Source organism: Streptomyces tremellae, from assembly GCF_039540215.1.
Taxonomy (GTDB): Bacteria; Actinomycetota; Actinomycetes; order Streptomycetales; family Streptomycetaceae; genus Streptomyces; species Streptomyces tremellae.
The window spans coordinates 1-25,318 of record NZ_BAABEP010000080.1; the positions used below are offsets into that span (position 1 = coordinate 1).

Sequence of the window (25,318 nt, forward strand, 5' to 3'; positions counted from 1 at the left end):
ACTTCCCGAACGAGCAGGCTGCCCTGGAATGCGTCTACAGGGCGGTCATGTCCCTCGACCCCACCGGCAAGGGACAGGCCCGCTGGGCCATGCGCGGGAAGACCGTCCTGAACGCCTTCGACATCACCTTCGACGGCTGCCTCTCCGCAGCTCGTCAGTAACTCCAGCAACCCGAGTTACACCGCTCGTTTGACAGACCCGCAGACGGGGCTGCTTGTTGGACAGACGCCGACGAGTTGGTCCGGGTTCCCGGTCGCTGCCGGGTCAGTAGTCGAGGTCGAGGTAGTCGATGTTGTTGAGGGTGACGTCGGAGAGTTCCAGGGCGCGGGCTCCGCCGTTTTGGAAGTAGGTCTCTTTGAGTCCTTCGGCGATGATCTGGCGCATCTGCTGGTCGCTGGCTCCGGCCTCGCGGGCGTTGAACAGGCGTTGTGCGTAGGTGGGGGGCAGGTGGACGGTGAGCCGTCGGAAGCGTCCGTCGTCGGTGGTGCCGATGGGTGCGGTGTAGCCGAACCTGGCCCTCGTCTCCACCGTGATGCCCGTGGTGGTGGCGGCTTGCTTGCGGCGGCGTCTGCGGACCTGGGGCTGCCATCGCTGCCGTACGGCCGCGTCGATCCGTTCGGCGACGGCCTGGGGCGGGTGCTTGCGTTCGCCCTTGCGGTAGCGCTCCACCGACCGCCGGCTGACTCCGATCTCCGCCGCGACGGCTTTGGTCGTCTTGAGCTGCTTCACCAGGAAGTTGATGCGTGCCTGGAGGGCCTTGGGCGGCTGGCGGGTGAAGCCCTCCCGGTCGGCGCGTTCGATGGCGTCGTCGATCTCTCCCACAGTGCCTACTCGCCTTCGTCCAGGACGGCGTCGCCGCCTTTGATGTGGCGGGCCGGGTTGTAGCCCTGTTCCATGAGGTCGACCGCCCACAGCATCGACTGGACGCCCTCCAGCTTCGCCAGGCCGGGTGTGGGGCCGAGGCGGAAGGCGCCGGGCTGCGGCTTGCCGGAGGCGGCGTAGGGCAGGAAGTCCAACGGGCTCGGGCCCGGTGAGGGGTAGACGACGCAGTCGGACAGTACGGCGAGCGGGTACAGGCCCGTCATCGTGGCCATGTTGCGCAGTTTGCGGTGCATGTTGATGCGGGCTTTGGCGATGACGGCGGCGCGGATGTCGGGGCGCCAGGTTGGCCGCTGCAGGGCCGGCCACCGCTCGCCCTCCTTGTGTTTCTTGCCCTGCGGGCGCTCGCGAAGCTTGCCGATGCCGCCCTTCACCGTGGCCTTGATAGCGGCGAGGACGGCCGCCATCGCAGGGTCTACCTCCTTGTGCCGCTCCATCGCCGCCAGGAACTCGGCATCCGACAGGTCCTTGGTGACGCCGAGGCCGGCCAGGGTGTCCACATAGGCGGCCTTGAGGCGGTCGTGCCACGGGTCCAGGTACGCGCCGGTCTCGCGGCGCAGGTACGCCTCGAGGGGCCGGACGTTGTAGCCGAGTTCCTGGGCGTAGGCGACGGTGTGTGTCTGGTACCAGGCAGGTTCCGTCGGCCGGGTGCCGTCCGGAGTGAAGGGCGAGGGCAGACGCGGGTCCACCTCGAGGTGGGACAGGTCGACCAGCCAGGAGCCGGGGATCTTCGGGTTGAACTTCGGGCCCACGAAGTGGTCGGGGGCGGACAGGCCGACGACCAGGCGGGCCGCGGCGGCGAGGAAGGCGGTGTTGAGGTCCAGGCCGACTGCGAAGGGCAGGGTGCACTCCTCATCGGTGAGCAGGTCCACCGGCCGCACCCACTGGTACGCCTCTTCGTTGAGGAACCCGCCCGTCCAGCCGGAGGTCACGACGACCGGGTGCTCAGCAGTGGCCTCCGGCGGCGCCGGATCCATCGGCTCCGTGCCCAGCGAGCCCGGGTTGTGGCCAGACACCCAGTTCCCGCTCGCTTCGTCGCGCACCGCACGCGTGGGCGGGCGCAGCGCCGTCATCAGCTCCAGCCCAGAGACGGCCGTCGATCCGCGCGGGGTGATGACCCGGGTGGCGTAGACGCCGAGGACGCGGGCGACGTCGGCCGGCTCCATCTCCGAGACGCCGGGCCAGGACCGCTCATCGAGTGCGTCCCAGGACAGGATCGCGAGCTGCACGCACTGCCGCTCACGGCCCTGGGCCTTGCGGTAGATCCTCGCCCACGGGCCGAACCCGCGCTGGGTGAGCCGCCACTTCGCTTTCACCACCTGCCTGACCACCGGGTGATCCTCTGGCAGGCGCAGGGAGCGGCGCTGCTCGTGGCCTTCCAGGCGCTCGGGCAGCCCGAGCTTCACGGCAGCCGCGGCGGTGAGCACGATCAGTGGATCACTGTCCTTGCCGTAGCGGTTCAGCTTCGGCGCTCCGAGGCCGGACTCGCGCAGCGTCCACTCCACCAGCTCCACCACGGTGCCCGCCGGGCAGTCCAGCACGATCCCGTTCACGCCGTACGCGCAGCCGTCACCGTCCAGGACCGCGAGGGGCCCGTGGGGGAAGCGCGGGTCGGCTGCGGGCTGCGCCGCCTTTTTCATGGCCGGGCGCCGTGATGTCGCAGCGGGCCGGGTGGCGGGGCGCGCCGGCGCCGCAGCCGCAGCGGCGGGAGCCTGCGGTGGCGCATCTGCCGTCTCCACCCTGGACGCGCCCGGTTCGGTAGACGCTGCGGGAGCCGGTGCGGCAACCGAGGCTGTCGGAACTACGCCGGGGGCAGGGTACTTCGCCGCCCATCCGTTCAGCAGCCGCTGGTAGGCGTCCAGTCGCGGCGACTTCGGCTCGCTGCGGCCGTTCTCCCAGTTCTTCACTGACTGAGTCGTGGTCTTCAACGCGGTGGCGAGGCGGGCCTGGGTGATACCGGCGGCCTCACGCAGCCGGGCACGCTCCGCCGGAGGCGGGAGGCGCGGCTCCTCGCTCAGCAGAGCGTCGACGGACGCGAACAGCTCTTCCTCAGAGGCCATGACCCTGTACCCTCACTCCAGGCAATCATTACTTAACCACAAACTTATCCCGTTCCTTAGCCTTCCAGGGCCTATTCCAGTCCTGGCGCGGCGAGTGCAGGGAGCTTGTCGGTGGCGAGCTTCGCCCTGCGGGTCTTCTGGTTCATGATCCACACTCCAAGCCGGACCTCGGCCCTGTCCTCCAACAGCTCTGCATGGGCCCTGGGAACCTTCACAGAGCCTTGTGCGGGCTCTGTACTGCGCGAGGGCCGCCACGCCCGCTCGAACGTCGTGGAAGCCCTTGTCGGCTGCTCCGGCGCCGGGGCGAGCGGTGTGATGCCGGGCTGCTCCAGGCGCTCGCGCTGTCCGTCGGTCAGGGCCTGCCAGACCTTCGGCGTCCGCTGCCGGGCCGGCCACTTGCCGTTGTCCATGCCGTGGACCGTGACGCCAGGCAGGACTTCCGCCTGGCCCTCTTCCTCGGCCACCAGCTCGCGCAGTGCGGCGTAGTGCCGCTGCCAGTCGGCCGACCACGACGGGTTCCAGTCCTCGTCGACCTCCTTGAGCGCCGTCTCCCACTCAGGGTGGCCATCCAGCGCACCCGCGCGGCGCAAATTGCTCAACCACTGAGCCTTTTCCGTGTGGCCGAGTCCGGCCCGTCGCAGGGCGTCGGTGCTCAGGAGGCGCGGCAGGCGGGTCGTCCCCGGCCTCTCGTGCGGGACGCGGGTGACGGCAGCCGTCACGTACCGGTCGTCAGCGAGGCGGTCGCCGGCAAAGGCGGCGGAGACAGAGGCGGTTGGCGACCGGAGGCGGAGGCAGTGCCGGCGGAGGCGGAGGTGTCGGCTGGTGTCCGCCGCCGTCATCCGGCCGGACTGTCCGAGGGCTGGGCCTTGCCGAGCATCTGACAGGTGGCCGCTTCGACGAGGGCCTTGTTCGCGGTCGCGGCGGCCTTGTCCTTGATGCCGAAGTTCGTGCTGCTGAAGACGGCGACGCTACGGGTGCCGGTGGCGTCGGTGTAGATCTCGCTGGAGTAACCGGGCAGACCGCCGGTGTGGCCCCAGACGGTCCCGCAGTCCGTGTCCACCCTCATCAGACCGAGCCCGTAACCGCCGCCTTCCTCGGGAGCGTCCACGGTAGTGCGCATCTGCTTCAACTGGGCCTCGGGCAGGAGTTCACCGGAGTTGAGTGCGGTGAGGAAAGTCTGCCAGTCCGCCGCGGTGGAGACCATGGCGCCCGCCGCCCAGGACCAGCTCGGGTCGATGGCGGAGGTGTCGACGTTGTCGTCGGGACGTTCGGGCCCGGCGAACCCGACACCGTCGGGCAGGTAGACGGTGTCGGAGAGGATCTCCTTCAGCCGCCCGGCGTTCGGCTCGTAGCCTGTCACGTGCTGCCGGCCGGTGTTCCAGTCGGCGTCCGTGGCGAGGTACGAGTCATTCATCTTGAGCGGCCCGGTGATCTTCTCCTTGATCAGCTCGGCCAGGCTACTCCCGGTGGCCTTCTCCAGGATGAGTCCGAGGGCTTCGTAATTGGCGTTGCTGTAGGAGTACGTCTCGCCGGGCTCGGCGGGCGGGTCCTGTTCGGGCGTGACGGCAAGCAGTTCCTGCGGCCTCCAGGTGCGCTTCTCCTGGCCCGTGAGGGAGGGCAGGAATTCCGGGGTCAGCAGGAAGTCGCCCAGGCCGCTGGTGTGGTTGAGCAGCATCCGTACGGTGATGTCGTTGCCGTTCTTGACCACTCCGGGCAGCCACTTCTCGACCGTGTCGTCGAGGCTGATCTTGTTCTCGGCAACCTGTTGCAGGACGAGGGTCGCGGTGACCGTCTTGGTGTTGGAGCCGACCCGGAACTGGTCACCGGCCGCGAGGGTGTGGTCGTCCTTGCTCCAGGCGGCCTGCTTGGCGATCTCGACGGGCTTCCCGTCGCCGGAGTCGACCCGGACGATGACGCCGAGAGAGCCGGTGTCCGCCGCCTGCTGCGCGAGGCGGGCCAGCCGCGCGTCGGCGGCCGGGCTCGCCGCGCTCTGCCCGGCCGCCGCCTCGGCCCCTTCCGACGACGCGTCCGAGCAGCTCACGAGCGCCGCGCCCACGCAGGCCGCCAGGGCCATGGTCAGCGCTCCGCGGCGGATCCGGTGACGGCGGGACAGGGTGTGTGCGGACATGGCGAGTTCCCTTCGGCGTGTGGCAGTTGCTGTGTGCGTCGAGGGACCGGGCACTCATCTGATGAGCGGCCGTTCGGCGGGTCCCGCGCACAACATCCATTCAGCCAGTGGCGCGCACCCGGTACATCGCTCGTTGGCGGGCTCCCCACCGGCGCGGGGTCACTCCAAGGAATGACCCCGCGGGGCACGGCGCCCCGCCTGACCCGCCCGCCGACCGGGGGCAGGTCAGGACAGGGTGTTCCTGGCCAGCACCGCCGCCTGCGCCCTGCTCTGGCAGCCGGTCTTCGTGAGCACGCGGCTGACGTGCGTCTTGACCGTGTGCAGGCTGACGACGAGCCGTTCGGCGATCTCGGCGTTGCTCAGCCCGTCCCGGATCAGACGCAGCACGTCGACCTCCCGCTCGGTGAGGTCCCCCAGCCGGGCCAGCTCCTGGTCGCTGGGCTGCCGCCGGCCGCTGAGATGGCCCTCGATGATCCGCTGGGTCACCGCGGGGCTCAGCGCGCTGTGTCCAGCCGCCGCGGCACGCACGGCCCCGGTCAGCTCCTCGTACGAACTGTTCTTCAGTAGGAAGCCGGACGCCCCGGCCGCCAACGCGTCGTCGACGTATGCGTCCAGGTCGAACGTGGTCAGCATGAGCACCCGGCTGCGCCCCTGCCCGAGAAGTCCCCGGCGGCCCAGCTCGGCCAATGCCCACAGGCCGTCGCGGCGCGGCATCCGGATGTCCATCAGCAGCACATCCGGCCGCAGCCGCGCGCACGCCTCGACGGCTTCCTCACCGTCGTCCGCGGTGCCCGCCACGGTGATGTCCGCCTGGCTGTCCAGGATCGCGCTCAGCCCGGCGCGGATGATCGGCTCGTCGTCCACGACCAGCACGCTGACCTGCTCAGACACCCGCACGCTCCCACGGCGTCGTGGCCACGACGCGGAAGCCGCCGTCACCGGTCGGGCCCGCGGTGAGTTCGCCGTCCAGCGCGCCCACTCGTTCCTCCATGCTGACCAGACCGAGTCCGACCCCCGCGCCGGCCGCGCCGCGCCGCGCCGCGCGGCCGTTCACGATCTCGCACCGCAGCTCTCCCGCGGCGCCTTCGACGGTCACCCGGACCGGCGCGCCGGGCGCGTGCCGACGGGCGTTGACCAGTGCCTCCTGCACGACGCGGTACGCCGTCAACTGCACCGGCCCCGGCACGGACTCCAGCTCGCCGCCCGTCGCCAGCTCGACCGTTCCTCCCGCGGCACGATGACTGTCCAGCAAAGCGTCCAGCTCACCGAGGCCCGGCACCGGCTGGAGCGGGACGGCGTCCGCGGGGTCGCGCAGCATCCGCAGCAGGTCGCGGAGCTCGCCGCTGCTCTGCCGGCCCGCCGCCGCGAGGCCGTCGACCTGGGCGCGGGCCCAGTCTGGCAGCTCGCCGCCGCGGGCCCGCAGGGTCTCCGCGTGCACGACGAGCAGGGTCAGCGAGTGCGCGACCACGTCGTGCATCTCACCGGCGATCCGTGTCCGCTCACGTTGCGTGGCCTGCGCCGTCTCCAGGACCTGTGCCCGGCGCGCGTCGGCCGCCCGCCGCTCGGCCGCGGCCAGCAGTTCCTGCCGGGTCCGCGCGGCGAACCCCATCGCCCACGCCAGCGGCATCGGGGCCAGCGCGGCAAGGACGTCCAGGCCGCCCTGGAAGTCGCCGGATTCGGTCGTCATCCGGTTCAGCCACAGACCGGCCACGCTCAGCACGGTGACGCCGAGGACCGCCGACACGGTCCGCCTCCAGCTCGTGCCGTGGTTGCCCAGGTTGTAGAGCAGCACCGCCAGCGGCAGAAAGACCAGCGGCGACAGCTTGGCTCCTGCGCCCGCACTTCCCACAAGCGCCGCCAGAAGGGCCGCGAAAGCCACAACGAAGGCGGTGACCGGCAGCCTCCGCCGCAACAGCAGAACCACCACCCCCACCGCCTCATACACCGTGAGCGACGCCCAGGCCGGCCCGGAGGTGTCCACGTACGGCTGCGACAGCAGCGGCGGCAGAAGCGTCAGTACGACCAGCCCGGCGTCGGCGCCCCACCGGGGCCACCTGCCGTCCATCACTCTCATCCGTCCGACACTATGGCCTCGCACGCCGGTCTTCGTCACTCCAAAGAGCCACGCACACGCCGGCGGGCCCGGCAGAGCGGCCTCATACGGCGAAGGGGGCGATCGGCAAGTTGCGCCAGCGCTCCCGGGGCCAGGTGCCGTACTACGAGCCGTACCCGGCGCTGGAGCAGGCTTGTTGTCACCGGCCGGACTGCAAGCCCTTTTAGCGACGTAGGCCGTGCAGCCGACCTCCGTGATTGAACGCCCACCCTGCGGAGCAGGCGGCCCGGTTCAGCCTGCCAACTGCTGAAGCCATTCGCGGAGCAGCGCCGTCTCGGTGTCTCGCAGAGTCAACCCCGCGTCGGCAGCCGCGGGTTTGGTGGTGAGCGCGGTTTCCAGTGCGGCGTCGAGGGCGAGTGCGCGCGAGGCCAGGTCTGACCCGGATGAGGCGGGCGGGCCCGTGGTGATCGAGGCGATGACGGTGTCCCGCAGTCGTGCGGACGTGGTCAGGTCCCGCTCCGAGGGCTCTTCGCCGATCAGTGCCAGCGTGGCGCCCGTTGTCGCCGCGTGGATGACGCGGGTCGCCTGCGCCACCGGAACCCGAAGGTGTCCTGCCTCGGCCGCCCGGCCCAGCAGCGTCACGAGCAGGGCGTGTGCCTCGTCCGCGGCCGGGGGCGCCGACGCCTCACCCCCACCACCAGCCACTGACCCTCAGTTACCAAGATCAGCCATTGACTGGACACACCGGATCGGCGGTGAAGTTCCAGTGAAGTCTCCCGCCGGGCGGGAGCCCGCTTTCCTGCTGGTCAGAGCCGGTATGTGCTGTGGCGATGCTGAGTGTCGCGAAGATCCAAAGGCGTAACGCGTGGCGGTACTACATACGCGGAGTGGCGTTCGGGGACGGCCGCCGCCCGGCCGGACAGGCGTTGAAGGGCGCACAGGAGCTGGCCGGGCTCCCACCGGGACGGTGGCTGGGGCGTGGTCTGCGTGCGCTCGGGCTCACCGAGGGCGCGGAAGTGTCCGAGCGTCAGCTGGAGCTGCTGTTCGGCGAGGGCCGGCACCCGGACGCCGACCGCATCGAGCGCGGCCTCCTGGACGACGGCGTCGACGCGGCGACCGCCCGCCGACTGACGGTGCTGGGGCAGCCGATCGAGGAGATCGAGGCCCGCCAGCAGACCCCGGTGCTCGGCATGGACTTCACCTTCCGGCCGCAGGCGTCACTGGTCGTGCTCTGGGCGCTGGGCGACGCCACCGTGCGCCGGGTCATCGAGCGGGCCCACGAGCGGGCCGTCGCCACGGCGCTGCGCTGGCTGGAGGATGAGGTTGCCGAGACCCGGTGGGCGTCAGGACGCGGCCGCGCGAAGACACCCGCGCTTGTAGTCGCCGCCTTCCGGCACATCGACAACCGCGACGGGCTGCCGCTCCTGCACGAGCACTGCCTGATCCTCAACCGCGTCCAGCGCCTGGGCGCCGACGGCGATCCGGTCTGGGGCGCTTTGGACACCTACCGCCTCTACCAGAACGTGGTGGCCGCAGGGACGCTCTACACCCTGGCGATGACGACCGAGGTGTGCGAGGCGCTCGGACTAGCGACGGTGCCGCGCGAGGTCACGCCGGGCCTGCGTCCGGTCATGGAGATCGCCGGGGTGTCCGAGGACCTCATCAACTGGTCGGCGTCCCGCCGTCAGCGCATCGAGGACGCCCTGGAGGTGCTCACCGACCAGTACGTGAAGGACCACGGGCACCTGCCCGGTGAGCGCGGCCGTCACGGACTGGGCTGGTGGGCGGCGCAGGAGACCCGGCCCGCGAAGAAGAAGCCGAAGCCGCTCGCGCAACTGCTCGCGTGGTGGCGGGCCTCCGCACTCCTGCGCTTCGGCCAGCAGCTCATCGACGGCCTTCTGGGCAGGTGCCGGGCAGTCGGAGCGGCGATCCGGGCGCGGGTGGATCCCGCCGTGGATGTGGCGCTCGCTGCCGTCGACGTCGCCGCAGTCTTCTTCACCGTGCGCGAGAAGTTCTCCCGGCGCCACATCCTGGCCGAAGCGCGCCGGCACCTGCTGGAGACGCTGCGCGGCCGCGAGTTCACCCGCGGCCTGGACGACTACATCACCCACCGGGCCCTGCTCCGCTACTCCCGGCGCCACACGGTCACGAAGCCTGGCCGGGAAGCGCCGGCGGCGGACCGGATGACTTAGAACTCCTAACAGAATGCGTCGTTTGTAGCGCGGCTGGTTCCTCGTGGCTCGGCACCGAGGTGCCCTAGGTTCTGTCGTCAAATGTCACGCCCACATCAGGAGTGAGGCGAGGGCGACGGCTGCTTCGTAGGACTGGGCGGTCTTGTCATAGCGGGTGGCGATGCCTCGCCACTGCTTCAAGCGGTTGAAGCACCGTTCTACGACGTTGCGGTGCTTGTAGACCTCGCGGTCGAAGGCTGGCGGACGGCCACCGCGGCTGCCTCGCCGGGCCCGGTTGCCGACCTGGTCGGCCCGCTCGGGGATCGTGTGCGGGATGCCGTGGCGGCGGAGCCAGGCACGGATCGCCTTCGAGCTGTAACCCTTGTCGCCCAAGACGTGATCGGGCCGGGTGCGGGGTCGTCCCGGTCCGATCCGGGGCACCTGGATCGCCTCCATCACGGCGGTGAACCGGGTGCAGTCGTTGGTGTTGCCGCCCGTGACGACGAAAGCGAGAGGGCGGCCCCGGCCGTCGCAGGCCAGGTGGATCTTGCTGCTCAGGCCGCCCCTGGACCGGCCCAGGGCCGGGTCGCAGGTCCCCCTTTTCGGGCCCCGGCCGCATGCTGATGAGCGCGGACGATCGTGGAATCGACGGACACCAGCCACTCGACGTCGCCGGCCGCGTCCGCCTCCGCCTGCGCGGTCCGCAGCATCCGGTCGAACGTCCCGTCCGCCGCCCACCTGCGCAAACGCGTATGCAGCGTGGCCCACGGGCCATAGCGCTCGGGCACATCCCGCCAGGCTGTCCCGGTCCGGAACTTCCACACGATCCCGTTCAGAATCCTGCGGTCGTCCAGCCGCTTCCGTCCTCGCGACGACTCGGGCAACAGCGGCCGGACGAACTCCCACTCGGTATCGGACAGTTCATGGCGACGTATCACGACACCATGATCCACCAGCACTGATCATTTGACGACAGAACCTAGAGTCGCCGCATGTGGCGAAGGACAGGACTGGCGATAGCTGGGGTTGCAGCCCTGGCCTGGGGCGAGTGGTTGAACTGGCGCTGGTCTCAAGTTCTCGTGGGGAATAGCGGGGGCGCCTCCGAGGCCGTGGTGGTGTTGGGGTACCGGAATCCCCAAGCGACGGCGAACCTGATCAACCGATGGCGAGTCCGTGCTGGAATCCGCTCATGCGCCGATGGTACGCATGAGACCCGCGTGATCTTCAGCGGCGGCGCGACCGGCAGTGGCGCTGCGGAGGCCAAGCTGATGGCTGACTACGCGAAGTCGGTACTTGAGTTCGACGGCACGGTGCTCCTCGAGGACCAAAGCGCGACGACGTGGGAAAACATCACAAACGTGATCCCACTGCTTGAGGACGTGGGCCGCATCAAGATTGCCTCTCAACCAGCTCATGCGCTCAAGGCGCGAGCGTACTTGCGGCGGCAGCGGCCCGATCTTGCAGAGAGGCTGGTGCGCGCGGATGACTACCGCCCTGGCGAGTGGATGGTCGTCAAACCGCTGCTGGCTCTGTACGGACTTTGGACACTCCGCGGCCTCACGGCCGACGAACGGAAGGCCTTGCTGTAGACGGTCGCTATCGCGTGGCTCACGCATGGTGGTTCTTGAGCCGACGCCAGCAGATGATGCTGCATCCCAAAGTGAGGAAGGCTTCGTGGATGTCGTCGCGGATCTCCCAGCGGATCCGCAGACGGCGGAACCAGTGCAGATGCGCGAAGGCACGCTCCACGACCCAGCGTTGGGCGCCCAGGCCGGAGCCGTGCTCGGTGCCCCGGCGGGCGATCAGCGGTTTCACGCCGAGAGCCCAGACGAGACGGCGGTACTTGTCGTGGTCATAGCCGCGGTCGGCCAGCAGCACGTCCGGGCGGCGCCGGGGCCGGCCGCGCTTGCCTCGCACCGGCGGCACAGCTTTCAGGAGCGGGATCAGCTGGGTGACGTCGTTGCGGTTGCCGCCGGTCAGACGACGGTCAAGGGGTGCTTCCTCACGGTGGCCCCGGCCCGTGCGCACATCCGCGTGCGGGCCGGACGACCGCCGACCCGGCCGCGTACGGCCGGAGAAACCCGAGGATCCGATGACCACCGCACCCGACCCGCACACCCCGCCGACCTCGGCGGACACCGCTGCGACGGCGAGCCCCACGGCGCGCCCTGCGACGGGCCCCGCGCCCAGCCCCGCAGCTTCCGGCCGCCGCCTGAGCATTGTTGCTGATCAGACCCCCGATTCACCTGCTCCGGCCGGTTGCAACTCCTCTACTACAGATACTGATGTACCTGTAGAAGCGTCCCGGCCCCGGAAGGCCGCGGCGGCGAAGGCCGGCGCGGACGTCCGCGGCGAGGTCCTGCTCACCCTCGCCCAGCTGCGCCTGGCCACACCCCGCCAGCTCAAGGCGCTGCTGCTTCCCCGCCAGCAAGGCACCGACCATGTCCGTCGCGCGCTGCGCAATCTGCTCGATGAATCCCCGGCCCTGGTCGGCCGGACTCACCGCGCCCAGCAGAGCTACTGGTACTGCACCCCGGCCGGCCTCGCCGAAGCCTCCGCCTCCGGCGAGCTCACGTCGCCGGTCGGCCGGACGACGGGCAAGCGCATCGCGGCCAGCAAGACGGGTCTGCGCGAGCACGGCCTCGCCCTGGTCGACACCGTCATCGCCTTCCACCAGGCGGAGGCGGCCGACCACGCCGACTGGCGGGTGGAAGTCCCCCATCCCACCCCGGCCGGGAACCTGGTGCCCGACGGCGTGGTGCTCCTGGCCGACGGCTCCAGCGCGTTCGTGGAGATCGACCGCACGATGTCCTACGCCGGTCTGCTCGCCAAGCTAGAGCGCTACGACGCCTACCGTGGCGCCCCCGCGTCCGGGCGCGGGAACGCCGCCCGTGCCCCGCGCTCCCATTGGCAGGAGACCTACGCCGGGCCCTCGCTGGAGCGGCCTTTCCCGCCGCTGCTGTTCGTCTTCGCCCCGGCTTCGCGCCGCGCGGCCCCGGACACGAGGGAGGCCACCTTCCACGACCGTGCCCGGCCGAACTGGCGGATCACCGTGGCGACGACGACCCTGCACCGGCTCACCCGCGACGGGGCCGACCGGTCGGCGTGGTGGGTCGTCGGTCAGGGTGAGGACCGGCGGGCGCTGACCGCATTGCCCAAGCCGCGGTGAGCACAGCGGGCCTGGCCTCCACCCAGGCCGGGCCCGTCGGCACTGCCCGGTTGTCGGTGGCGGCTGGAAAGCTGACCGGATGAACGGAGACGAGCAGCTGCGCAACGGCCGCGTCTACGGCGCGGACCACGACGACCCGAACCCCGGCCCGCTCCCGCACAGGACCTACGCCGAACTGGTCGGCGGCCCGCTGGACGGCCTGCTGCTCGACATCCACGGCTGGCGCACCGAGGAAGTCGACGACGGCGTTGCCCTGACCACCGAGCTGTCCCGGTGGCCCGGCGGCCGCGCCCTGTACGACCCGCAGCCCGGCGAGCCCTGCACTTCCGGCCCCGGCGTCAGCTGCCGCTTCTACTACTCCGGCGACACGCCCTGACCCCGGCCGTCGGCCCCGGCGCCCGGGGTGCCCTCGGTCAGCTGGGCGGCGGTGTTCTCGATCCACAGCAGCGTCCACTCGACTCCGGCCCGCCACTCGGGTTCCGCGCTGTCGTACCGGCCTTCGGCGTCGGCGCGGATGTTGGCGGCAAGGGCGCGCAGGTCCTTCTGAAGTCCCTGCCGCTTGGCCGCGTCCATGGCCTGGATCATCTCGTCGGTGATGTCACCGGGTCGCAGTGCGCTCATCGCCCCACCTTGGACGACGTCCCCCGCTGATGGCCATATCTCCAGGGCGCTGACCTGTGACGGGTGGTGGCGATAGCGTCCTGCCTCATGACCACCACCGACACGATCGCGGCCCTGGCTCTGGCCGTCGCGGTCGTCGCTGCCGTTGCCGCTATCGGCTCCTGGAGAGCCGCGCGCAACGCCAACGGGGCCGCGCAGACCCTGTCCCGGATCGAGGAGCAGCGCCTGCACGCCGACCTCACCCCGCACTTCCGCTGCACGGTCGTGGCTAACGAGGCCCGCTCCACCGCCATGCTGCGGGTCCACCTCGAAGGCCCACCCGGCTTGCTTTCCCACGGCACCATCGAGATCACCGCGTCCCTGCGCAACGACAACCCGCACCGCGGCGACGGGCCCCAGCTCGCCGGCGCTCCGACTCCCGAAGAGGTCCGTGCCCACATCTGGGGGCCGTGGAAGTTCAGCGCGGACGGCCGCGACGACACCGGCCGGACGGTCGCCCCGCAGCAGCTGGCGATCGGCGAGTGGACGCGATACGGCCTGACCCCCACCACCCCGCCGTCCTGGTCGACGACCACCACGGACGTCTGGCACCGCGACTACGCGAACGAGCCGGTGCGTCTGAGCATCACCGCCAGGTCCAAGGGCAGCGAGTGGACCGTGCCGCTGGAGGTCCCCGTCACCATCGAGACCGACTCCTGACCAACGCGGGTCAGGAGTCGGTGATGTGGTCGAAGCCGCTCAGCAGCGGCGTCAGCTCCTGAGCGCACCCGCACAGCGTGCACAGCTGCGTCCCCGGGTTCTCCGCGACGTCCAGGGCCCGCTGGGCATCGAGCAGCGGCGCGCCCTCGGGTGCCTCTTCGCAGTCCGGCGCGTGCAGCACGCCCCGGGCCGGGCCCCGCCCCTCGCGGACCTTCGCCAGGACCCAGCCCGAAGACCGGCGCTCCCCGAGAACCTCGCGGACCACCGACGTCGGCGGCGCCGGCGGAAGAGGCTCGGTGGGGACCTGGTCGTAGTCGACGCCGTCGACCGGCCGCACATGGTCGGGCGCCCTCACCCACACCCGGTACTCCGCGGCCTCCACGCCGCCGTCCTCGAGGTCCCGGTACGACGGCAGCCCCACGAGGTACACCCACCCCGTCCTGGTCTGCCGCCGCCTCCACAACCGCGCCACGACCTCCTGCTCCGGCTGCCCGAGCACCGGGTCGGCGGGCAGCACGACGCGCACCGGCACGGGTGCTGGCTCGGCTGCGTCGTCCAGGCACGATCCGGTGGAGGGGGTAGGGCGTGGCGACGTACAGCGCTGACTACTTGAAGCGGCTGATGGCCGCTGTGGAGCGGTTCGAGGAGATCTTCGGGCGCTGGATGGAGACCCAGGAGGAGTCGGACCACATCCAAACGCGTGGGCTGTTCCCCACGGTGTGGACCAAGGAGGGGCAGGACCAGGCGGCGGTCCGCACGCTGGAGCTCGATGTGGCGGAGGCTGCGGGGGCCGCTGCGCGGGCGGTCGCCGTCACGGGGGCGAGTATGCGCGTCGCCGGGCTCGGTGTCGTGGATCCGATCGAGAACTGGTCGTTGATGTCGGCTCCGAAGGCGATTTTTACTCCCCAGGAGGTCCGTGCCACGGCGGCCAGGGTCCGGGGCCGTCTGGGCACGATGATCAGCGAGGCGGAGGAGGCGGCGGAGTCAGCGACGCCGGGGTTCGCCCCGTCCGAGCTCCATGAGGTGATCTGGACGGCGGCGGCCGCGCACTGGACGACGCACCAGTACCGGGTTGCGGTGCGGGAGGCGTCGGAGGCACTGACCGTGCACTGGAAGGAACGTCTGGGCCGCAACGACGTGACCGATACCTCGTTCTGGCAGCAGACCCTCTCTGGGGGCGAACCCGAGCCAGGCAAGCCCAAGCTCGCCTGGCCCGGCCCGGCGGAGGACCAAACGGCCAAGAGCATGCGCGGCGGTCTGGCGCCCTTGGCCGGCGCGCTCAACAACCTCGCGACCGGACTGAACCTCACGGTCAGGAACGTCGCGACGCACACCCGGGATGAGCTGACCGAGCAGGAAGGCATGGAGCGCCTCGCTGCCTACAGCTACTTTGCCCGGCTGCTCGATCAGTGCGAGATCCGGCTGGCGAAGGAGCCCGAGGACGCGTGAGCCCTTTCCCCTGGCCGACCTGGTCCACAGCAGGGGGCGCGGCCCTTCCTGCCCTGGCTTCTAGGCTCTCGGCATGACGATGACACCGGCCGAACTCGAGGCGCAGAAGGACACGCTCGAACTTCTCAACAACGAGGTGGCCGCGCGCCTGACGCGCCAGTCGGAATCGCTCGCGAAGATCGATACCAAGGCGGTGTTCCTGATCGGGTTCGCGGCTACAGCCGCACAGTTCCTGGCGACACACAAACACCACGACGTCCTCGCCTACTGCGCCTTCGCGGCGTACGCCGTCACCCTGCTCGCGGGCGTGCAGACGATCCGCGTGGCGGAGCACAAGGACTTGGAGCCCCGCCCGATGCTTGCTGATCACGTCCGATCTCCCAAGAGCCAGGTGCTCACCGCGCTGGCGGCGACCCGGGCGTCGATCTACGAGAAGAACAAGCGGCGGCACGAGCTGAAGGCCCGGTACTGGGCGGTCAGTCTCTGGTCCCTCGTGGCGGGGCTGGCTCTGTCGACTGTCGCACTGCTGCTGCACACTTGAGCCCCATGAGTAACGGACAGAACCAGGGGAGCGGTCAGCCCGCCCCCGCCCCGGCCCCGGCCCCGGCGCCCCAGCCCGACTTCGTCGATGCCTTCACCAACACGACGATGATCGGAACCGACAAGAAGAGCGACACCAACCCCACGCTGAACAAGGCGGTGCGGCCGCAGGGGAATACCGAGACCCGCTGAAACACCGCTCACGCAGTCGTCGGGCCCGGCCCCCCACCGGAGGACCGGGCCCGATTTGTGACCGGCGACCGCAGCCTGCCTTGTCAGAGCAGGCGGGTGATGTGCTGCTCCCACCGGTACAGCCAGTCGTTATGCGTTTCCTCGCCGGGGGCCGGAACGTTCTGCAGGTCCTCGGGCAGGGGGATCTCCTCCGGCGCGCACGTGCCGTCGTCGAAGTAGCACGCCCACACGGCCTCGCGGGCGGCGTTGATGACGACGGCACCCACGGCGCCGTCCTCGGTGAGAGCGCCTTCGTCCACGGCGGTGCGCCCGGTCTCGATCGCCTTGCTGCTGCTGCGGAGCATCTGGACGGCCATGCCGTGCGGGTGGCCCTTGCCGGTCAGGAGGTAGAGCGTCCAGTGCGTGCCGACCGCCTCCGGCCACCGCTTGCGGGCGGCCTGACGAGTGATCCCCGACGCTTCACCCAGGTCCGCGTAGGAGGCGCCTGCCCGGCCCGCGCGAGTGGCGGCGTCGACGGCCAGGTCCCGCGCAGCGTCACCGACCTCCGTGGCGACCTCCAGGTACATCAGGTGCACCGCCTTGGCGGCCGCGGACGTCGGGGCGAGTGCATTCGGGGTGGCGGGCCCCTCCTGCTCGCTGAAGCCGAGGAAATGCATCCGCCTTCTCGTCTCGCGCCACACCAGGTCACGCACCTGCGCCCGGAAGGTGACCCGCTCTTCGACGCCCTCGCTGTCGAGCTCCCACATATCAACCATGCGACAATCATAGGATACGTAATCAATGTGCGACAACTAAAGTTTCGTTACGGCTAGAGGGGTGGTTTGCTGGACTTTATCCACAGGTGACCCGTTTTACGGTTCGTGTCCGCTTCCGGGTGTGAGGTGCCGGGACGCACACCGAAAGGGCACGACCGATGGCACAGACGAAGTTCGACAAGCAGGTGGAGGACACCGCCGAATCCCTCGCGTTCGGCATCGGCCGGTTCCTGGCCGGCCGACCGATGGACGGCGAGCGCAAGACCGACGCGACGTTCTGGCGGTCGGGCACCCGGGTCCTGCCGAAGGTCGAAGGCCGCGTCTCCCGGTCCTCCTACCGCGCCGGGTGGAAGCGCCTGACCTTCCGCATCAGCTCGCTGGCCGCCGTCGGCGCGGGCGGCTACCAGGCCGGTTGGGTCCACCAGGACGCCACCGTCGCCACCGCCCAGCAGATATGGGCCGACCCGGCCCCCGCGCTCGCCGCGCTGGAGCAGACCGGGATCGCCGCCGCGTCGACCGCGGCCGTCGGGACCGCGGCCTACTTCGCGCTGACCCGCAAGCGCCGGGAGCTGATGCGCGAGTGGGTGCTTCCGCTGCACGAAGCTCTGGCGCTGCCGCTGCGCCTGCCGGAGCAGACCGACCCGCGCCGCTACCTCCACATCCCGCGCGGCTTCTCCGAGGACGACGCGGTGATCCGCGTGGACGTGCCGGGCCGCCTGGACTTCTCCAAGGACCTGGTCGTCGACATCATCGCCACCAAGCTCGCCCTGGAGGGCGTCACCTTCTCCTGGCACCTGGCGGGCCGCGAGACGTACGTGACGGTGAAGAAGACCCGCAAGCCCCCGGCGAAGGCGGCCTTCAAGGACCCCAAGGTCCGCGAGATCGTGGCCGCCGCCAAGGAGTCTGCGCCCGTCATCGGGATCGGCTCCGCCGGGCGGATCGTCACCGTCGACCTGGACGCGGAGTCCCCGCACATCCTCGTCAACGCGAGCACGGGCGGCGGCAAGTCGGTGACCCTGCGGTGCATCGCCTGCCAGATGCTCCACCACGGCAGCCTCGTGTTCGTCCTGGACACCAAGCGGATCTCCCACCCGTGGGCCAACGGCCTGCCCGGCGTCACCTACTGCCGCGACATCGCCGACATCCACGACCAGCTCATCGCCCTCGGCATCGAAGGCCGGCGCCGTACCCGCGTCGCCGACGAACTGGGCATCGACGCCGACCCGAAGGACATCGGCCCGCGGCTGCTGATCCTCCTCGAAGAGGTCAACGCGACGATGAAGCAGCTGGCCCGCTACTGGGAGAAGACCCGCGAGTCCGGCGACCCGAAAATCTCCCCGGCCGTCGACGCGCTCAACGAGATCCTCTACATGGGCCGCCAGCTGCGCATGCACGTCCTCCTGGTCGCGCAGTCCGCCACCGCCCGCGCCCTCGGGGGCCCGGAGGTCCGCGAGCAGTTCTCCACCCGCATCCTGGCCCGATACAGCGTCAACGCCTGGCGGATGCTCGCCCCGGAGGTCCACCCGGCGCCGAAGTCCACCAAGCACCACGGCCGCGCCCAGGTCGTCTCCGGCGGGTCCGCGCGGGAGACGCAGATCCTGTTCTTCACCGAGGCCGAAGCCCGCGAGTGGGCCACCACCGGCACGCCGGCCCCGCCCGCAGCCGGATCGCAGCCGGGCCCGGTGCAGCTGCAGAAGCCGCCCGCCGACTCCCTCACCGACGCCTGGTCCACGCCCACCCCCGAACTCCCACCCACCCCCGAACTCCCGCCCGCCGACCGCGACGCGCTCGCCGACGCCTGGAGCCTCACCCCGGCCCCGGCCGCCGACCCGGGCGGCCCCACGGACCGCACCCCGCCGCCGCCGACAGCCCCGGACGACGACCAGGCGGTGGGACTCCGCGAGGCCGCCGAACACCACCTGCCCGGCATCACTCTGGCCGCGCTGCGCTTCGCCCGCGCCAACGACCCGGCCTTCCCCGACCCGGTCGACAAGCGCGGCGCCGAACTCCTCTACCGCGTCGGCGACCTCAAGAAGTGGGCCCGCAACCGGCCCCGCGCCGCCACCGGCACCACCGACCTGGACTGACGGCGGTGGGTGGCGGGTCGGAAATCCGACCCGCCACCCACCGATCCGGACCTGTCCGCTTTCACCGACACGATCCCCCCAGCCCTGGAGAACACCCGGTTCACCAGGCACCGCACAGAGAAGGAACACCCCGCCATGAACAAGACCGCGCTCCCCACGAAGCTCAGCTTCCACGCCCCCGACCTGCGCGAGCAGATAGAGGCCCTGCCCGAAGGGACCGCGCTCATCGGCATCAGCACCCACGGCGACGCCATCGCCGTCGACCTGGACGCCGAATGCCCGCACGTCCTGGTCTGCACCGCCACCGGCGGCGGCAGCACCACCGTGCTGCGCTCCCTGACCGCCCAGTTCCTCCACCAGGGAGCCCACGCCCTGGTCCTCGACCCCAAGCGGATCTCCCACCTGTGGGCCAAGGGCCTGCCGACCGTCACCCACCGTGGGAACGTCGCCGGCATCCACGACGCCCTGGTCGGCCTCGGAGAAGAACTGGCCCGCCGCCTCGACCTCGACGACAGCGAGCTGGACGCCGCGCCCCGGCTCATCGTCTCGGTGGACAGCGCCCACGCCGCGCTGCGCCAGCTCACCCGCTACTGGGAGACGTTCCGCGGCAAGGATGACCCGCACACCTCCCCGGCCGTCGCCGCCCTCGAGGCCGCGCTGTGGACCGGACGCGCCGCCCGCGTCCACGTCATCCTCGTCGGCACGCCCTCCACCAGCCCCCTCGGAGCCGCGCCGCACGAGATGTTCGGCACGGTGATCCTGGCCCGGGTCACCACCAGCACCTGGCAGCGCCTCGCCCCGCTCGCCGGCCCCGCCCCGAAGCCCAGCAGGCAGGACGGTCGCGTCCACGTCGTCCAGCACGGAGAGGACGCCCACGAGACGCAGGCGATCTGGATGACCGACGCCGACGTCGTCACCTGGCTCATCGACGTGGAAGCCCCCGAGAGCTGACCGAGGGCCAGACACGCCACGGGCCCCGGGGGGGATCAGCCATGACATCCCCGGGGCCCGGAATGGGTTCGCGCTGTCCAACGACCACACCGACCGGCGGTCACCCTCACCGGCCAACTCATCCTCTCCAATACGGCAGTTCGCGCCGATACCCTGCCGTTCATGGGTGGCCTTGATGACGAGATCCGAGCAGCGCGAGCCCGAGCCGACTCCTTCGCGAACGCTGACCAGCGGCAAGCGGAGCGGGAGCAGAAGGAGGCAGCAGAGGTCCAGCGGCTCCTGGCGGAGGCCGTAGAGCGCTTGAGGCCGTACGGCTCCGAGGTCCTCATCCAGGTGAAGCCCGCTCTGTTCCGCGGCGGGTACACCGCGAACGGCCAGCGGCTCCGGGAAGTCGCACGCCAGCGCTGCTGGAAGCTCGTCAGCGGCTCCGGCCGCCGGCGCGACGGGGACGGTGAGCTGGAGGACGACTGGATGGAGTCGCCGGTACTGCTGCTGGAAGACGGCACGGCAGGCCGCTTCTGGCTGGACAACGACGTCCGTCCCGAGAACACCGACCTGCCCGCGCAGGTCAAGCGCCGCTTGGGCGAGGCCATCGTCAGCTACGAGCGCTCCGGGAGGTGACGGGAGGGCGGGACGCCGACACTGGCGTCCCGCCCTCCCGTCCTGCTGATCACGCGGTGGCCGGCTCCGGCACTTCGAGAGCTTCCGCGACCCGGCGGGCCATCGCAGCCATCTGGGGCGGCAGGTAGCTGTCCAGCGAGTCGACGTCGTCGCACAGCTTCGCCTTCAGCCCGTGCAGGACGGCCTCGGTGAACAGCTTGCCCGGGTCGTCCTCGGGGTGCTGCGCCTGCTCAGCCTGCCGCTGACCTCGGTGGTACCGCATCCGGTTCGTCGGCGCCCGCATCGCCTCATACTTGAGCTCTTCGCCCATCAGCCCCGCCACATGTGAACGGTCCTCTTCACTTGTGCCGTGAGTACGGATCGTCTCCTGCCCGACCTGGAGGTAGCTCTCCAGTGTGTGAGCTGCCATACCGGTGTGCTCGCAGTACGCAGCGATGAGCATGGCCACCATGTTCATGGTGTCCGCCGCGTCCGTGGCCCGGTACAGCGTCATCCGCTTCCAGGTGTGCGCCTGGTCGGGCTCGGTGTACCGCAGTACCTCCTGGCAGTTCTGCACGCCCTCGGAGACCAGCTGGTGGATCGCCCGGCGCAGCGGCTCAGGCATCGGGGTGGTGTTCATGGCCGCACGGTAGGGGGAGCGCGTCTGCCCTCACGGCAGTTGCGGCCCCCGGTCACCCGGACGGATCAGAAGCACCGGGCAGCCGACGCCCCCTTGACGTCGGCGGCGCCGCGCGGGACGGTCTGCGCAACTACGCGCAACCGAGTCACAGGGGAGTACGTGATGACGCTACGGTTCGTCGGGATCGACCCCAACACCGGCGGTGAGGGATCAGCGACGGTGTGGGTGGAAGAGGAGAGCGCGGACCTTGTCCTCCAGGGCGAGGAAGCCGACGCCCTCCTCAAGTCCCTGGTCGGCTCCACCGAGTGGGTGGCCGGCCACAAGACGGGGATCCCGCCGCACGAGCGGGTGATCCGGATCCCGTTCCACATGGTGCAGATCTTGAGGGAGGCGTGCGATGCCGCTGAACGCGCAGCAGCTGAACACCGCGACGTTCGCTGAGCTGCTCGCCGACACCCACCGCACGGCGGTCCACCTGGAGATGCGCGACCTGTACGCCGTCGGCGACGAAGCCGACGACTACGCCAACTTCCTGGCCACCGGCGCGGCGAACCTCGACCCCGGCCGCTCGTTCTGGCCGCAGTGGATGCCGCTCGTACAGGGCGCGGTTGCCCGCGGCGTGGTGATGCGCCGAGCGCGGATCGTCTCCGAGCCGGTCACCGACTACATCCGCTACGAGCACGCCATCACCCCGCTCAACCTCCAGGCCGGGGAGGACGTGCGCTGGCTGCCCCGCCGCCGCGCCTCCGACATCGCGCTGCCCGGCAACGACTTCTGGCTCCTGGACGACCGGCTCGTGCAGTTCCACCACTTCACCGGCACCGGCGACTGGGCGAGGGACGGCAAGGAGCGCACCACCGACCCGGCCGCCGTCGCGCTGTGCCGCGCCGCCTTCGAGACCGTGTGGGAGCGCGGCGTCCCGCACGAGAAGTACACCGTCCAGAACCACTGAGCAGAGCACCGTGAGCGCATCCCCATCGTCCAGCGCACAGGCCGCCCGCGAGGCCCTGGCCGTGCGCCTCAGTCATCTGCGCAAGGACGCCAGCCTTTCCGGGAAGGACCTCTCCGCCCGGTGCGGCTGGCACCCGGCGAAGACCACCCGCATCCAGAAGGCCGACGCCCCGCCCTCCGACGCGGACATCCGCGCCTGGTGCGCGGCGTGCGGCGCGGACGACCAGGCCGACGACCTCATCGCCACCGCCCGCGCCGTCGACTCCATGTACCTGGAATGGCGCCGCCTACACAAGGACGGGATGCGCAAGGTCCAGCAGAACTGGAACACCTTGCACAAACGGACCCGCGTCTGCCGGGTCTACGTCTCCAACGTCCCGCCGGGCTTCTTCCAGACGCCGGCCTTCGCGACCGCCCTCATGGAGCAGATCACCCGCTTCCAGGGCACCCCCAACGACGTCACCGAAGCGGTCGCCGCCCGCATCGCCCGCTCCCGCTTCCTCTACGAGGGCGGGCACCGCTACGTCGTGCTCCTGGAGGAGTCCGTCCTGCGGTTCCGCACAGCCGACCCCGAGGCGATGCGCGGGCAGCTGCGTCACCTCCTGGCGGTGATGCCGCTCGCCTCGGTCTCGCTCGGGATCATCCCCTTCACCGCGCAGCGCACCGTCTGGCCGCTGGAGGCGTTCTACCTCCACGACGACACCGTGGCCGTGGTGGAGACGCTGACGGCGGAGATCAAGGTGACGCAGCCGCGCGAGCTCGCCGACTACGCCAAGGCGTTCGCCGGCCTCACGGAGATGGCCGTCTACGGCGACGCTGCCCGCGACCGCATCACGGCTGCGATCGACGCCCTGGGGTGAACTTCCGCAATTTCCCGCAATCTCGTTGAGGACGGAGCCGGAGCCTCCGTAGCGTCGAACGACACCGACGCGACCACTCAGCACACGGAGGCGGTGCCCATGAGCGCACCCACACCCGCCGGACCTGCACCCGACGGACCCGGCCTCCAGCGGCCCGACTTCGGCCGGCCTTCACCCGCACTGTTGGAGCGCGCCGTACGCGGCTACGCCCGCTTCCTCGCCGACCCGGACCCGGACGCCGACAGGGGCGACCACGGCCAGGACGACGACGCGGCGGGCCTGCGGTGAGGGGGGCCTACGCCGTGCTCCACGATCCCGAGGGCCTGCTGGACGCCGAACTGTCTCTGGACCGCGCCCCGCACGAGGCCCTCGTCACCGCCGTCCTCGCCTGGAAAGACCCGGACCTCGCGCCCCGCGACTACGAGCAGATCGCCCTCCAGCTCACCGGGCACGCCCGGGCGGTCGCCGCCGACGTCCGGCGTCTCGCCGCCGCCCTGCCCAAGAGCGACGGCCGCGGCGCCCTCGCCGAACTCATCCTCATGACGTGCTGCGGGACTTCCTCTTCGACCACGGCGACCACGGCCCCTTCGTCGACGACTACAGCCACCTCGAGCTGAGTGCGATCACCTGGACGCTGGAGACGATCCCGACCGCGGACTTCCACACCATGCCGACCGGTGAGAGCGAAGCCGGACTGATCGAGCACTTCGCACAGCACCCGGTGCACTGGGTCACGGTGCGCCCTCCACAAATCGGCCAGTACTGGGCAGACCACGGGATGTGGCTGCGCCCGCCACTCCTCATCGACCGGCGCTTGCTCAACCCGGCCGACAGTGGGCTACAGGTCCTGGAGGGCCGAACCCGTGTCGGTGTCCTGCGTGGCCGCCTCCGCGAGCAGCTGTACGTCGCTCCCGAACACCTGGCGTGGGTGGGACGTTCGTAGAGCCACACCAGTCTGTGTGCGCTCGCGATGCTCCGCCGGGCCCGCTTCAGCAGAGCTCTCAACAGCTTTCAGAGCTCGGGCAGCACACAGCACCGTGGGGGGATCGTCGCTCGGGGCGCCTGTTGTCAGTGCTCACTGGAAGACTGGTGCCATGGCTTTGAGGCACCCGAGTTTTCTCGATCTTGAGACGCTGCTCTCCCAGGCGGAGTACCACAACATCGACGTCCCAGTGGCACAGGACATCGTGGAGACGACTGCGAAAAAGCGGTCCGGAGGCGGCAAGGCAGGAATCGGCCCCCTGGCCCTGAACGGAACCGCGGGAACCGACGTGCAGTTCCAGTCCACCTACAGCCTGGCTCCGCGGGAGAAGGCCACCGTCTCCAAGGTGATCGACGGCCTGATCCGCGAGAAGGCGGTCAGCGTGAACCCCGCCGGCGATACGGCTCTTAGCAAAGACGCCCTGGTCGAGATTGAGGGCACCGCGCGTATCACGGCAGCAAGCGTGTTGAGCAAGCTGTTCTTCGTCTTCCGGCGCCTGATGCTGGACCGCGACATCAACGATCTCAGCGAACTCGCCAACCTCGACGTAGACGACGCAGACGTCGCGCAGGCGATCCAGCGGGTGTATCTGCACAACGAGCTGCTCCCCCTGCCCATGCTTCTGGAGATCACGGGCAGCGCTCTGCCGCACAAGGTGTACGTCAACGTCCGCCCCGGCTACTTCATTGATGAAGCATCAGCTGATCGCCTCGAAGGAGACATGCGCATCCTCGGCAGCGTCTACCGACTCGTTCCAGAGGACGAGTACAGGGTCACCGACGAATGGCTGCTGCACGGATGGGAGTTCATGATGCGTCGCATCATGATGGCGCAGATCCAAGACGATCTCCAAGAGGTCACCCAGCAACTCAACCGGCTCGGCTTGGACGTTCCCGACGATGACGTCCAGGCATACATCACCGGCCCAGCCGTCGTCCTCGATGCCGTCGCCCTGTACTGACCAGCTTCCATCCCGGGAGGGATGTGCTGTGCCCAACCGTCCTGAGATCGTCTGCATCTGCGGCTCCACCCGGTTCGTGGACGAGATGCGTGCGGCGAACCGTGATCTGACCTTCGCCGGGATCATCGTCGTCGCGCCAGGCGAAGCAGACGAGCCGATCACCGACGACCAGAAGGCAATGCTGGGCGGTCTCCATCTGCGAAAGATCGACCTGGCGGACCGGGTTCTGGTCGTCAACCCCGGCGGGTACATCGGCGAATCCACGAGCAGGGAAATCGACTATGCCCATGCCACGGGGAAGCCGGTTTCGTTCACTGCCCCCGCCTCAGCCGCCACGTAGTTCGCCGGGGGAGCGCCCCGAAGATCCCAGGGCCTACACGCACACCAGTGCGATGCTCCCGGCTCAGAACCCCCGGGCATCGCACCCCAGTGCGTGTAGGCCCTGGGAGCGGCGTCGCTGGACTCCGGACAGCGACAGGCCCCGAGCGCCCGTGCGCTCGGGGCCTGTCGCTCCTCTCACCGCCGCTCACCAGTCGTCAGGTGCGCTGCCCACCCACGCGATCGGCCGGC

At 70.2% G+C, this 25,318-nt stretch carries 30 protein-coding genes and 3 pseudogenes; 20 read left to right on the forward strand and 13 right to left on the reverse strand.

Annotation, left to right across the window (positions count from 1 at the left end; translation table 11 throughout):
* Positions 1-161: pseudogene (locus ABEA77_RS30870) on the forward strand (IS256 family transposase); the annotation flags it as partial.
* Between the two features lie 103 nt (positions 162-264).
* Here the strand turns inward: ABEA77_RS30870 and tpg are convergent.
* From tpg to ABEA77_RS30905, 7 genes are all read right to left on the reverse strand, one after another.
* Positions 265-822: a telomere-protecting terminal protein Tpg gene (tpg, locus tag ABEA77_RS30875; protein WP_345654952.1), complete on the reverse strand. Its 558-nt coding sequence runs from the start codon at positions 820-822 to the stop codon at positions 265-267.
* Positions 823-827: 5 nt separating this feature from the next.
* Positions 828-2,939: a telomere-associated protein Tap gene (gene tap / locus ABEA77_RS30880; RefSeq protein WP_345654955.1), complete on the reverse strand. Its 2,112-nt coding sequence runs from the start codon at positions 2,937-2,939 to the stop codon at positions 828-830.
* Between the two features lie 71 nt (positions 2,940-3,010).
* Positions 3,011-3,538: a helicase associated domain-containing protein gene (locus tag ABEA77_RS30885; protein ID WP_345654958.1), complete on the reverse strand. Its 528-nt coding sequence runs from the start codon at positions 3,536-3,538 to the stop codon at positions 3,011-3,013.
* Positions 3,539-3,774: 236 nt separating this feature from the next.
* The gene (locus ABEA77_RS30890; protein ID WP_345655028.1) at positions 3,775-5,013 is read right to left on the reverse strand and encodes a serine hydrolase domain-containing protein; all 1,239 of its coding nucleotides are present in this window, start codon (positions 5,011-5,013) and stop codon (positions 3,775-3,777) included.
* A gap of 279 nt (positions 5,014-5,292) precedes the next feature.
* Positions 5,293-5,964 carry a response regulator gene (locus ABEA77_RS30895; protein WP_345654961.1) on the reverse strand — a complete coding sequence of 224 codons (672 nt, stop codon included), beginning with the start codon at positions 5,962-5,964 and terminating at the stop codon, positions 5,293-5,295.
* Complete coding sequence (locus ABEA77_RS30900) at positions 5,951-7,132, reverse strand: sensor histidine kinase (protein WP_345655030.1); 1,182 nt, start codon at positions 7,130-7,132, stop codon at positions 5,951-5,953. Before ABEA77_RS30900 ends, ABEA77_RS30895 begins: the two co-directional genes overlap by 14 nt.
* A 279-nt stretch (positions 7,133-7,411) precedes the next feature.
* The gene (locus ABEA77_RS30905) at positions 7,412-7,762 is read right to left on the reverse strand and encodes a hypothetical protein (RefSeq protein WP_345654964.1); all 351 of its coding nucleotides are present in this window, start codon (positions 7,760-7,762) and stop codon (positions 7,412-7,414) included.
* Between the two features lie 188 nt (positions 7,763-7,950).
* Between ABEA77_RS30905 and mobF the strand changes: the two genes are divergently transcribed.
* Positions 7,951-9,312: a MobF family relaxase gene (gene mobF, locus ABEA77_RS30910; RefSeq protein ID WP_345654966.1), complete on the forward strand. Its 1,362-nt coding sequence runs from the start codon at positions 7,951-7,953 to the stop codon at positions 9,310-9,312.
* An 84-nt stretch (positions 9,313-9,396) separates the two neighbouring features.
* Here the strand turns inward: mobF and ABEA77_RS30915 are convergent.
* Positions 9,397-10,226 (reverse strand): annotated as a pseudogene (locus tag ABEA77_RS30915) (IS5 family transposase).
* A gap of 57 nt (positions 10,227-10,283) precedes the next feature.
* Between ABEA77_RS30915 and ABEA77_RS30920 the strand changes: the two are divergent.
* Positions 10,284-10,880 carry a YdcF family protein gene (locus tag ABEA77_RS30920; RefSeq protein WP_345654969.1) on the forward strand — a complete coding sequence of 199 codons (597 nt, stop codon included), beginning with the start codon at positions 10,284-10,286 and terminating at the stop codon, positions 10,878-10,880.
* 19 nt (positions 10,881-10,899) lie between these two features.
* Here ABEA77_RS30920 and ABEA77_RS30925 read toward each other — a convergent pair.
* A pseudogene (locus ABEA77_RS30925) lies at positions 10,900-11,286 on the reverse strand (transposase); the annotation flags it as partial.
* A gap of 97 nt (positions 11,287-11,383) precedes the next feature.
* Here ABEA77_RS30925 and ABEA77_RS30930 point away from each other — a divergent pair.
* Both ABEA77_RS30930 and ABEA77_RS30935 read left to right on the forward strand, forming a co-directional pair.
* Entirely contained in the window at positions 11,384-12,460 is a 1,077-nt protein-coding gene (locus ABEA77_RS30930; protein WP_345654972.1) for a replication-relaxation family protein, read from the forward strand.
* A gap of 79 nt (positions 12,461-12,539) precedes the next feature.
* Positions 12,540-12,836 (forward strand): hypothetical protein, encoded by a 297-nt coding sequence (locus ABEA77_RS30935; RefSeq protein ID WP_345654975.1) that lies wholly within the window; start codon positions 12,540-12,542, stop codon positions 12,834-12,836.
* On the opposite strand, the gene ABEA77_RS30940 is transcribed toward ABEA77_RS30935, so the two are convergent.
* The gene (locus tag ABEA77_RS30940) at positions 12,815-13,081 is read right to left on the reverse strand and encodes a hypothetical protein (protein WP_345654978.1); all 267 of its coding nucleotides are present in this window, start codon (positions 13,079-13,081) and stop codon (positions 12,815-12,817) included. The genes ABEA77_RS30935 and ABEA77_RS30940 overlap by 22 nt on opposite strands.
* A gap of 87 nt (positions 13,082-13,168) precedes the next feature.
* Here ABEA77_RS30940 and ABEA77_RS30945 point away from each other — a divergent pair, with 87 nt between their 5' ends.
* Positions 13,169-13,780 carry a hypothetical protein gene (locus ABEA77_RS30945; RefSeq protein WP_345654980.1) on the forward strand — a complete coding sequence of 204 codons (612 nt, stop codon included), beginning with the start codon at positions 13,169-13,171 and terminating at the stop codon, positions 13,778-13,780.
* A 10-nt stretch (positions 13,781-13,790) separates the two neighbouring features.
* Here ABEA77_RS30945 and ABEA77_RS30950 read toward each other — a convergent pair whose 3' ends face one another.
* Complete coding sequence (locus ABEA77_RS30950) at positions 13,791-14,312, reverse strand: DUF6233 domain-containing protein (protein ID WP_345654983.1); 522 nt, start codon at positions 14,310-14,312, stop codon at positions 13,791-13,793.
* A gap of 53 nt (positions 14,313-14,365) precedes the next feature.
* Here ABEA77_RS30950 and ABEA77_RS30955 point away from each other — a divergent pair, with 53 nt between their 5' ends.
* From ABEA77_RS30955 to ABEA77_RS30965, 3 genes are all read left to right on the forward strand, one after another.
* A complete protein-coding gene (locus tag ABEA77_RS30955; protein ID WP_345654986.1) occupies positions 14,366-15,229 on the forward strand; it encodes a TIGR02391 family protein in 864 nt (287 codons plus the stop codon).
* A 73-nt stretch (positions 15,230-15,302) separates the two neighbouring features.
* Positions 15,303-15,770 carry a hypothetical protein gene (locus ABEA77_RS30960; protein WP_345654989.1) on the forward strand — a complete coding sequence of 156 codons (468 nt, stop codon included), beginning with the start codon at positions 15,303-15,305 and terminating at the stop codon, positions 15,768-15,770.
* 5 nt (positions 15,771-15,775) lie between these two features.
* On the forward strand, positions 15,776-15,961 hold the full coding sequence (locus ABEA77_RS30965; RefSeq protein WP_345654992.1) for a hypothetical protein: 186 nt from the start codon (positions 15,776-15,778) through the stop codon (positions 15,959-15,961).
* An 83-nt stretch (positions 15,962-16,044) separates the two neighbouring features.
* Here ABEA77_RS30965 and ABEA77_RS30970 read toward each other — a convergent pair whose 3' ends face one another.
* A complete protein-coding gene (locus tag ABEA77_RS30970) occupies positions 16,045-16,716 on the reverse strand; it encodes a hypothetical protein (RefSeq protein ID WP_345654995.1) in 672 nt (223 codons plus the stop codon).
* A 158-nt stretch (positions 16,717-16,874) separates the two neighbouring features.
* Between ABEA77_RS30970 and ABEA77_RS30975 the strand changes: the two genes are divergently transcribed.
* The 3 genes from ABEA77_RS30975 to ABEA77_RS30985 all read left to right on the forward strand — a co-directional run bounded on the left by ABEA77_RS30975 (position 16,875) and on the right by ABEA77_RS30985 (position 20,375).
* Positions 16,875-18,803 carry an ATP-binding protein gene (locus ABEA77_RS30975; RefSeq protein WP_345654997.1) on the forward strand — a complete coding sequence of 643 codons (1,929 nt, stop codon included), beginning with the start codon at positions 16,875-16,877 and terminating at the stop codon, positions 18,801-18,803.
* 135 nt (positions 18,804-18,938) lie between these two features.
* Positions 18,939-19,754, forward strand: coding sequence for a hypothetical protein (locus ABEA77_RS30980; protein ID WP_345655000.1), 816 nt, complete (start codon positions 18,939-18,941; stop codon positions 19,752-19,754).
* A 162-nt stretch (positions 19,755-19,916) separates the two neighbouring features.
* Positions 19,917-20,375 carry a hypothetical protein gene (locus ABEA77_RS30985; protein WP_345655003.1) on the forward strand — a complete coding sequence of 153 codons (459 nt, stop codon included), beginning with the start codon at positions 19,917-19,919 and terminating at the stop codon, positions 20,373-20,375.
* 49 nt (positions 20,376-20,424) lie between these two features.
* Here the strand turns inward: ABEA77_RS30985 and ABEA77_RS30990 are convergent, their stop codons facing one another.
* The gene (locus ABEA77_RS30990) at positions 20,425-20,994 is read right to left on the reverse strand and encodes a hypothetical protein (RefSeq protein ID WP_345655006.1); all 570 of its coding nucleotides are present in this window, start codon (positions 20,992-20,994) and stop codon (positions 20,425-20,427) included.
* Between the two features lie 162 nt (positions 20,995-21,156).
* Between ABEA77_RS30990 and ABEA77_RS30995 the strand changes: the two genes are divergently transcribed.
* From ABEA77_RS30995 to ABEA77_RS31030, 8 genes are all read left to right on the forward strand, one after another.
* Entirely contained in the window at positions 21,157-21,435 is a 279-nt protein-coding gene (locus ABEA77_RS30995; protein ID WP_030699965.1) for a hypothetical protein, read from the forward strand.
* Positions 21,392-21,946: a DUF6879 family protein gene (locus tag ABEA77_RS31000; RefSeq protein WP_345655009.1), complete on the forward strand. Its 555-nt coding sequence runs from the start codon at positions 21,392-21,394 to the stop codon at positions 21,944-21,946. Before ABEA77_RS30995 ends, ABEA77_RS31000 begins: the two co-directional genes overlap by 44 nt.
* Positions 21,947-21,956: 10 nt before the next feature.
* Positions 21,957-22,805, forward strand: a complete 849-nt coding sequence (locus ABEA77_RS31005) for a helix-turn-helix domain-containing protein (protein WP_345655012.1) — start codon at positions 21,957-21,959, stop codon at positions 22,803-22,805.
* A gap of 99 nt (positions 22,806-22,904) precedes the next feature.
* Positions 22,905-23,093, forward strand: a complete 189-nt coding sequence (locus tag ABEA77_RS31010; protein WP_345655014.1) for a hypothetical protein — start codon at positions 22,905-22,907, stop codon at positions 23,091-23,093.
* 14 nt (positions 23,094-23,107) lie between these two features.
* Positions 23,108-23,422, forward strand: a complete 315-nt coding sequence (locus ABEA77_RS31015) for a restriction endonuclease (protein ID WP_425588427.1) — start codon at positions 23,108-23,110, stop codon at positions 23,420-23,422.
* A complete protein-coding gene (locus tag ABEA77_RS31020; RefSeq protein WP_345655020.1) occupies positions 23,350-23,748 on the forward strand; it encodes a hypothetical protein in 399 nt (132 codons plus the stop codon). The genes ABEA77_RS31015 and ABEA77_RS31020 overlap by 73 nt, the downstream gene beginning before the upstream one ends.
* Before the next feature lie 151 nt (positions 23,749-23,899).
* A complete protein-coding gene (locus ABEA77_RS31025) occupies positions 23,900-24,748 on the forward strand; it encodes a hypothetical protein (RefSeq protein WP_345655022.1) in 849 nt (282 codons plus the stop codon).
* Between the two features lie 28 nt (positions 24,749-24,776).
* Positions 24,777-25,088, forward strand: a complete 312-nt coding sequence (locus ABEA77_RS31030; protein WP_345655025.1) for a hypothetical protein — start codon at positions 24,777-24,779, stop codon at positions 25,086-25,088.
* Positions 25,089-25,318 lie beyond the last annotated feature (230 nt).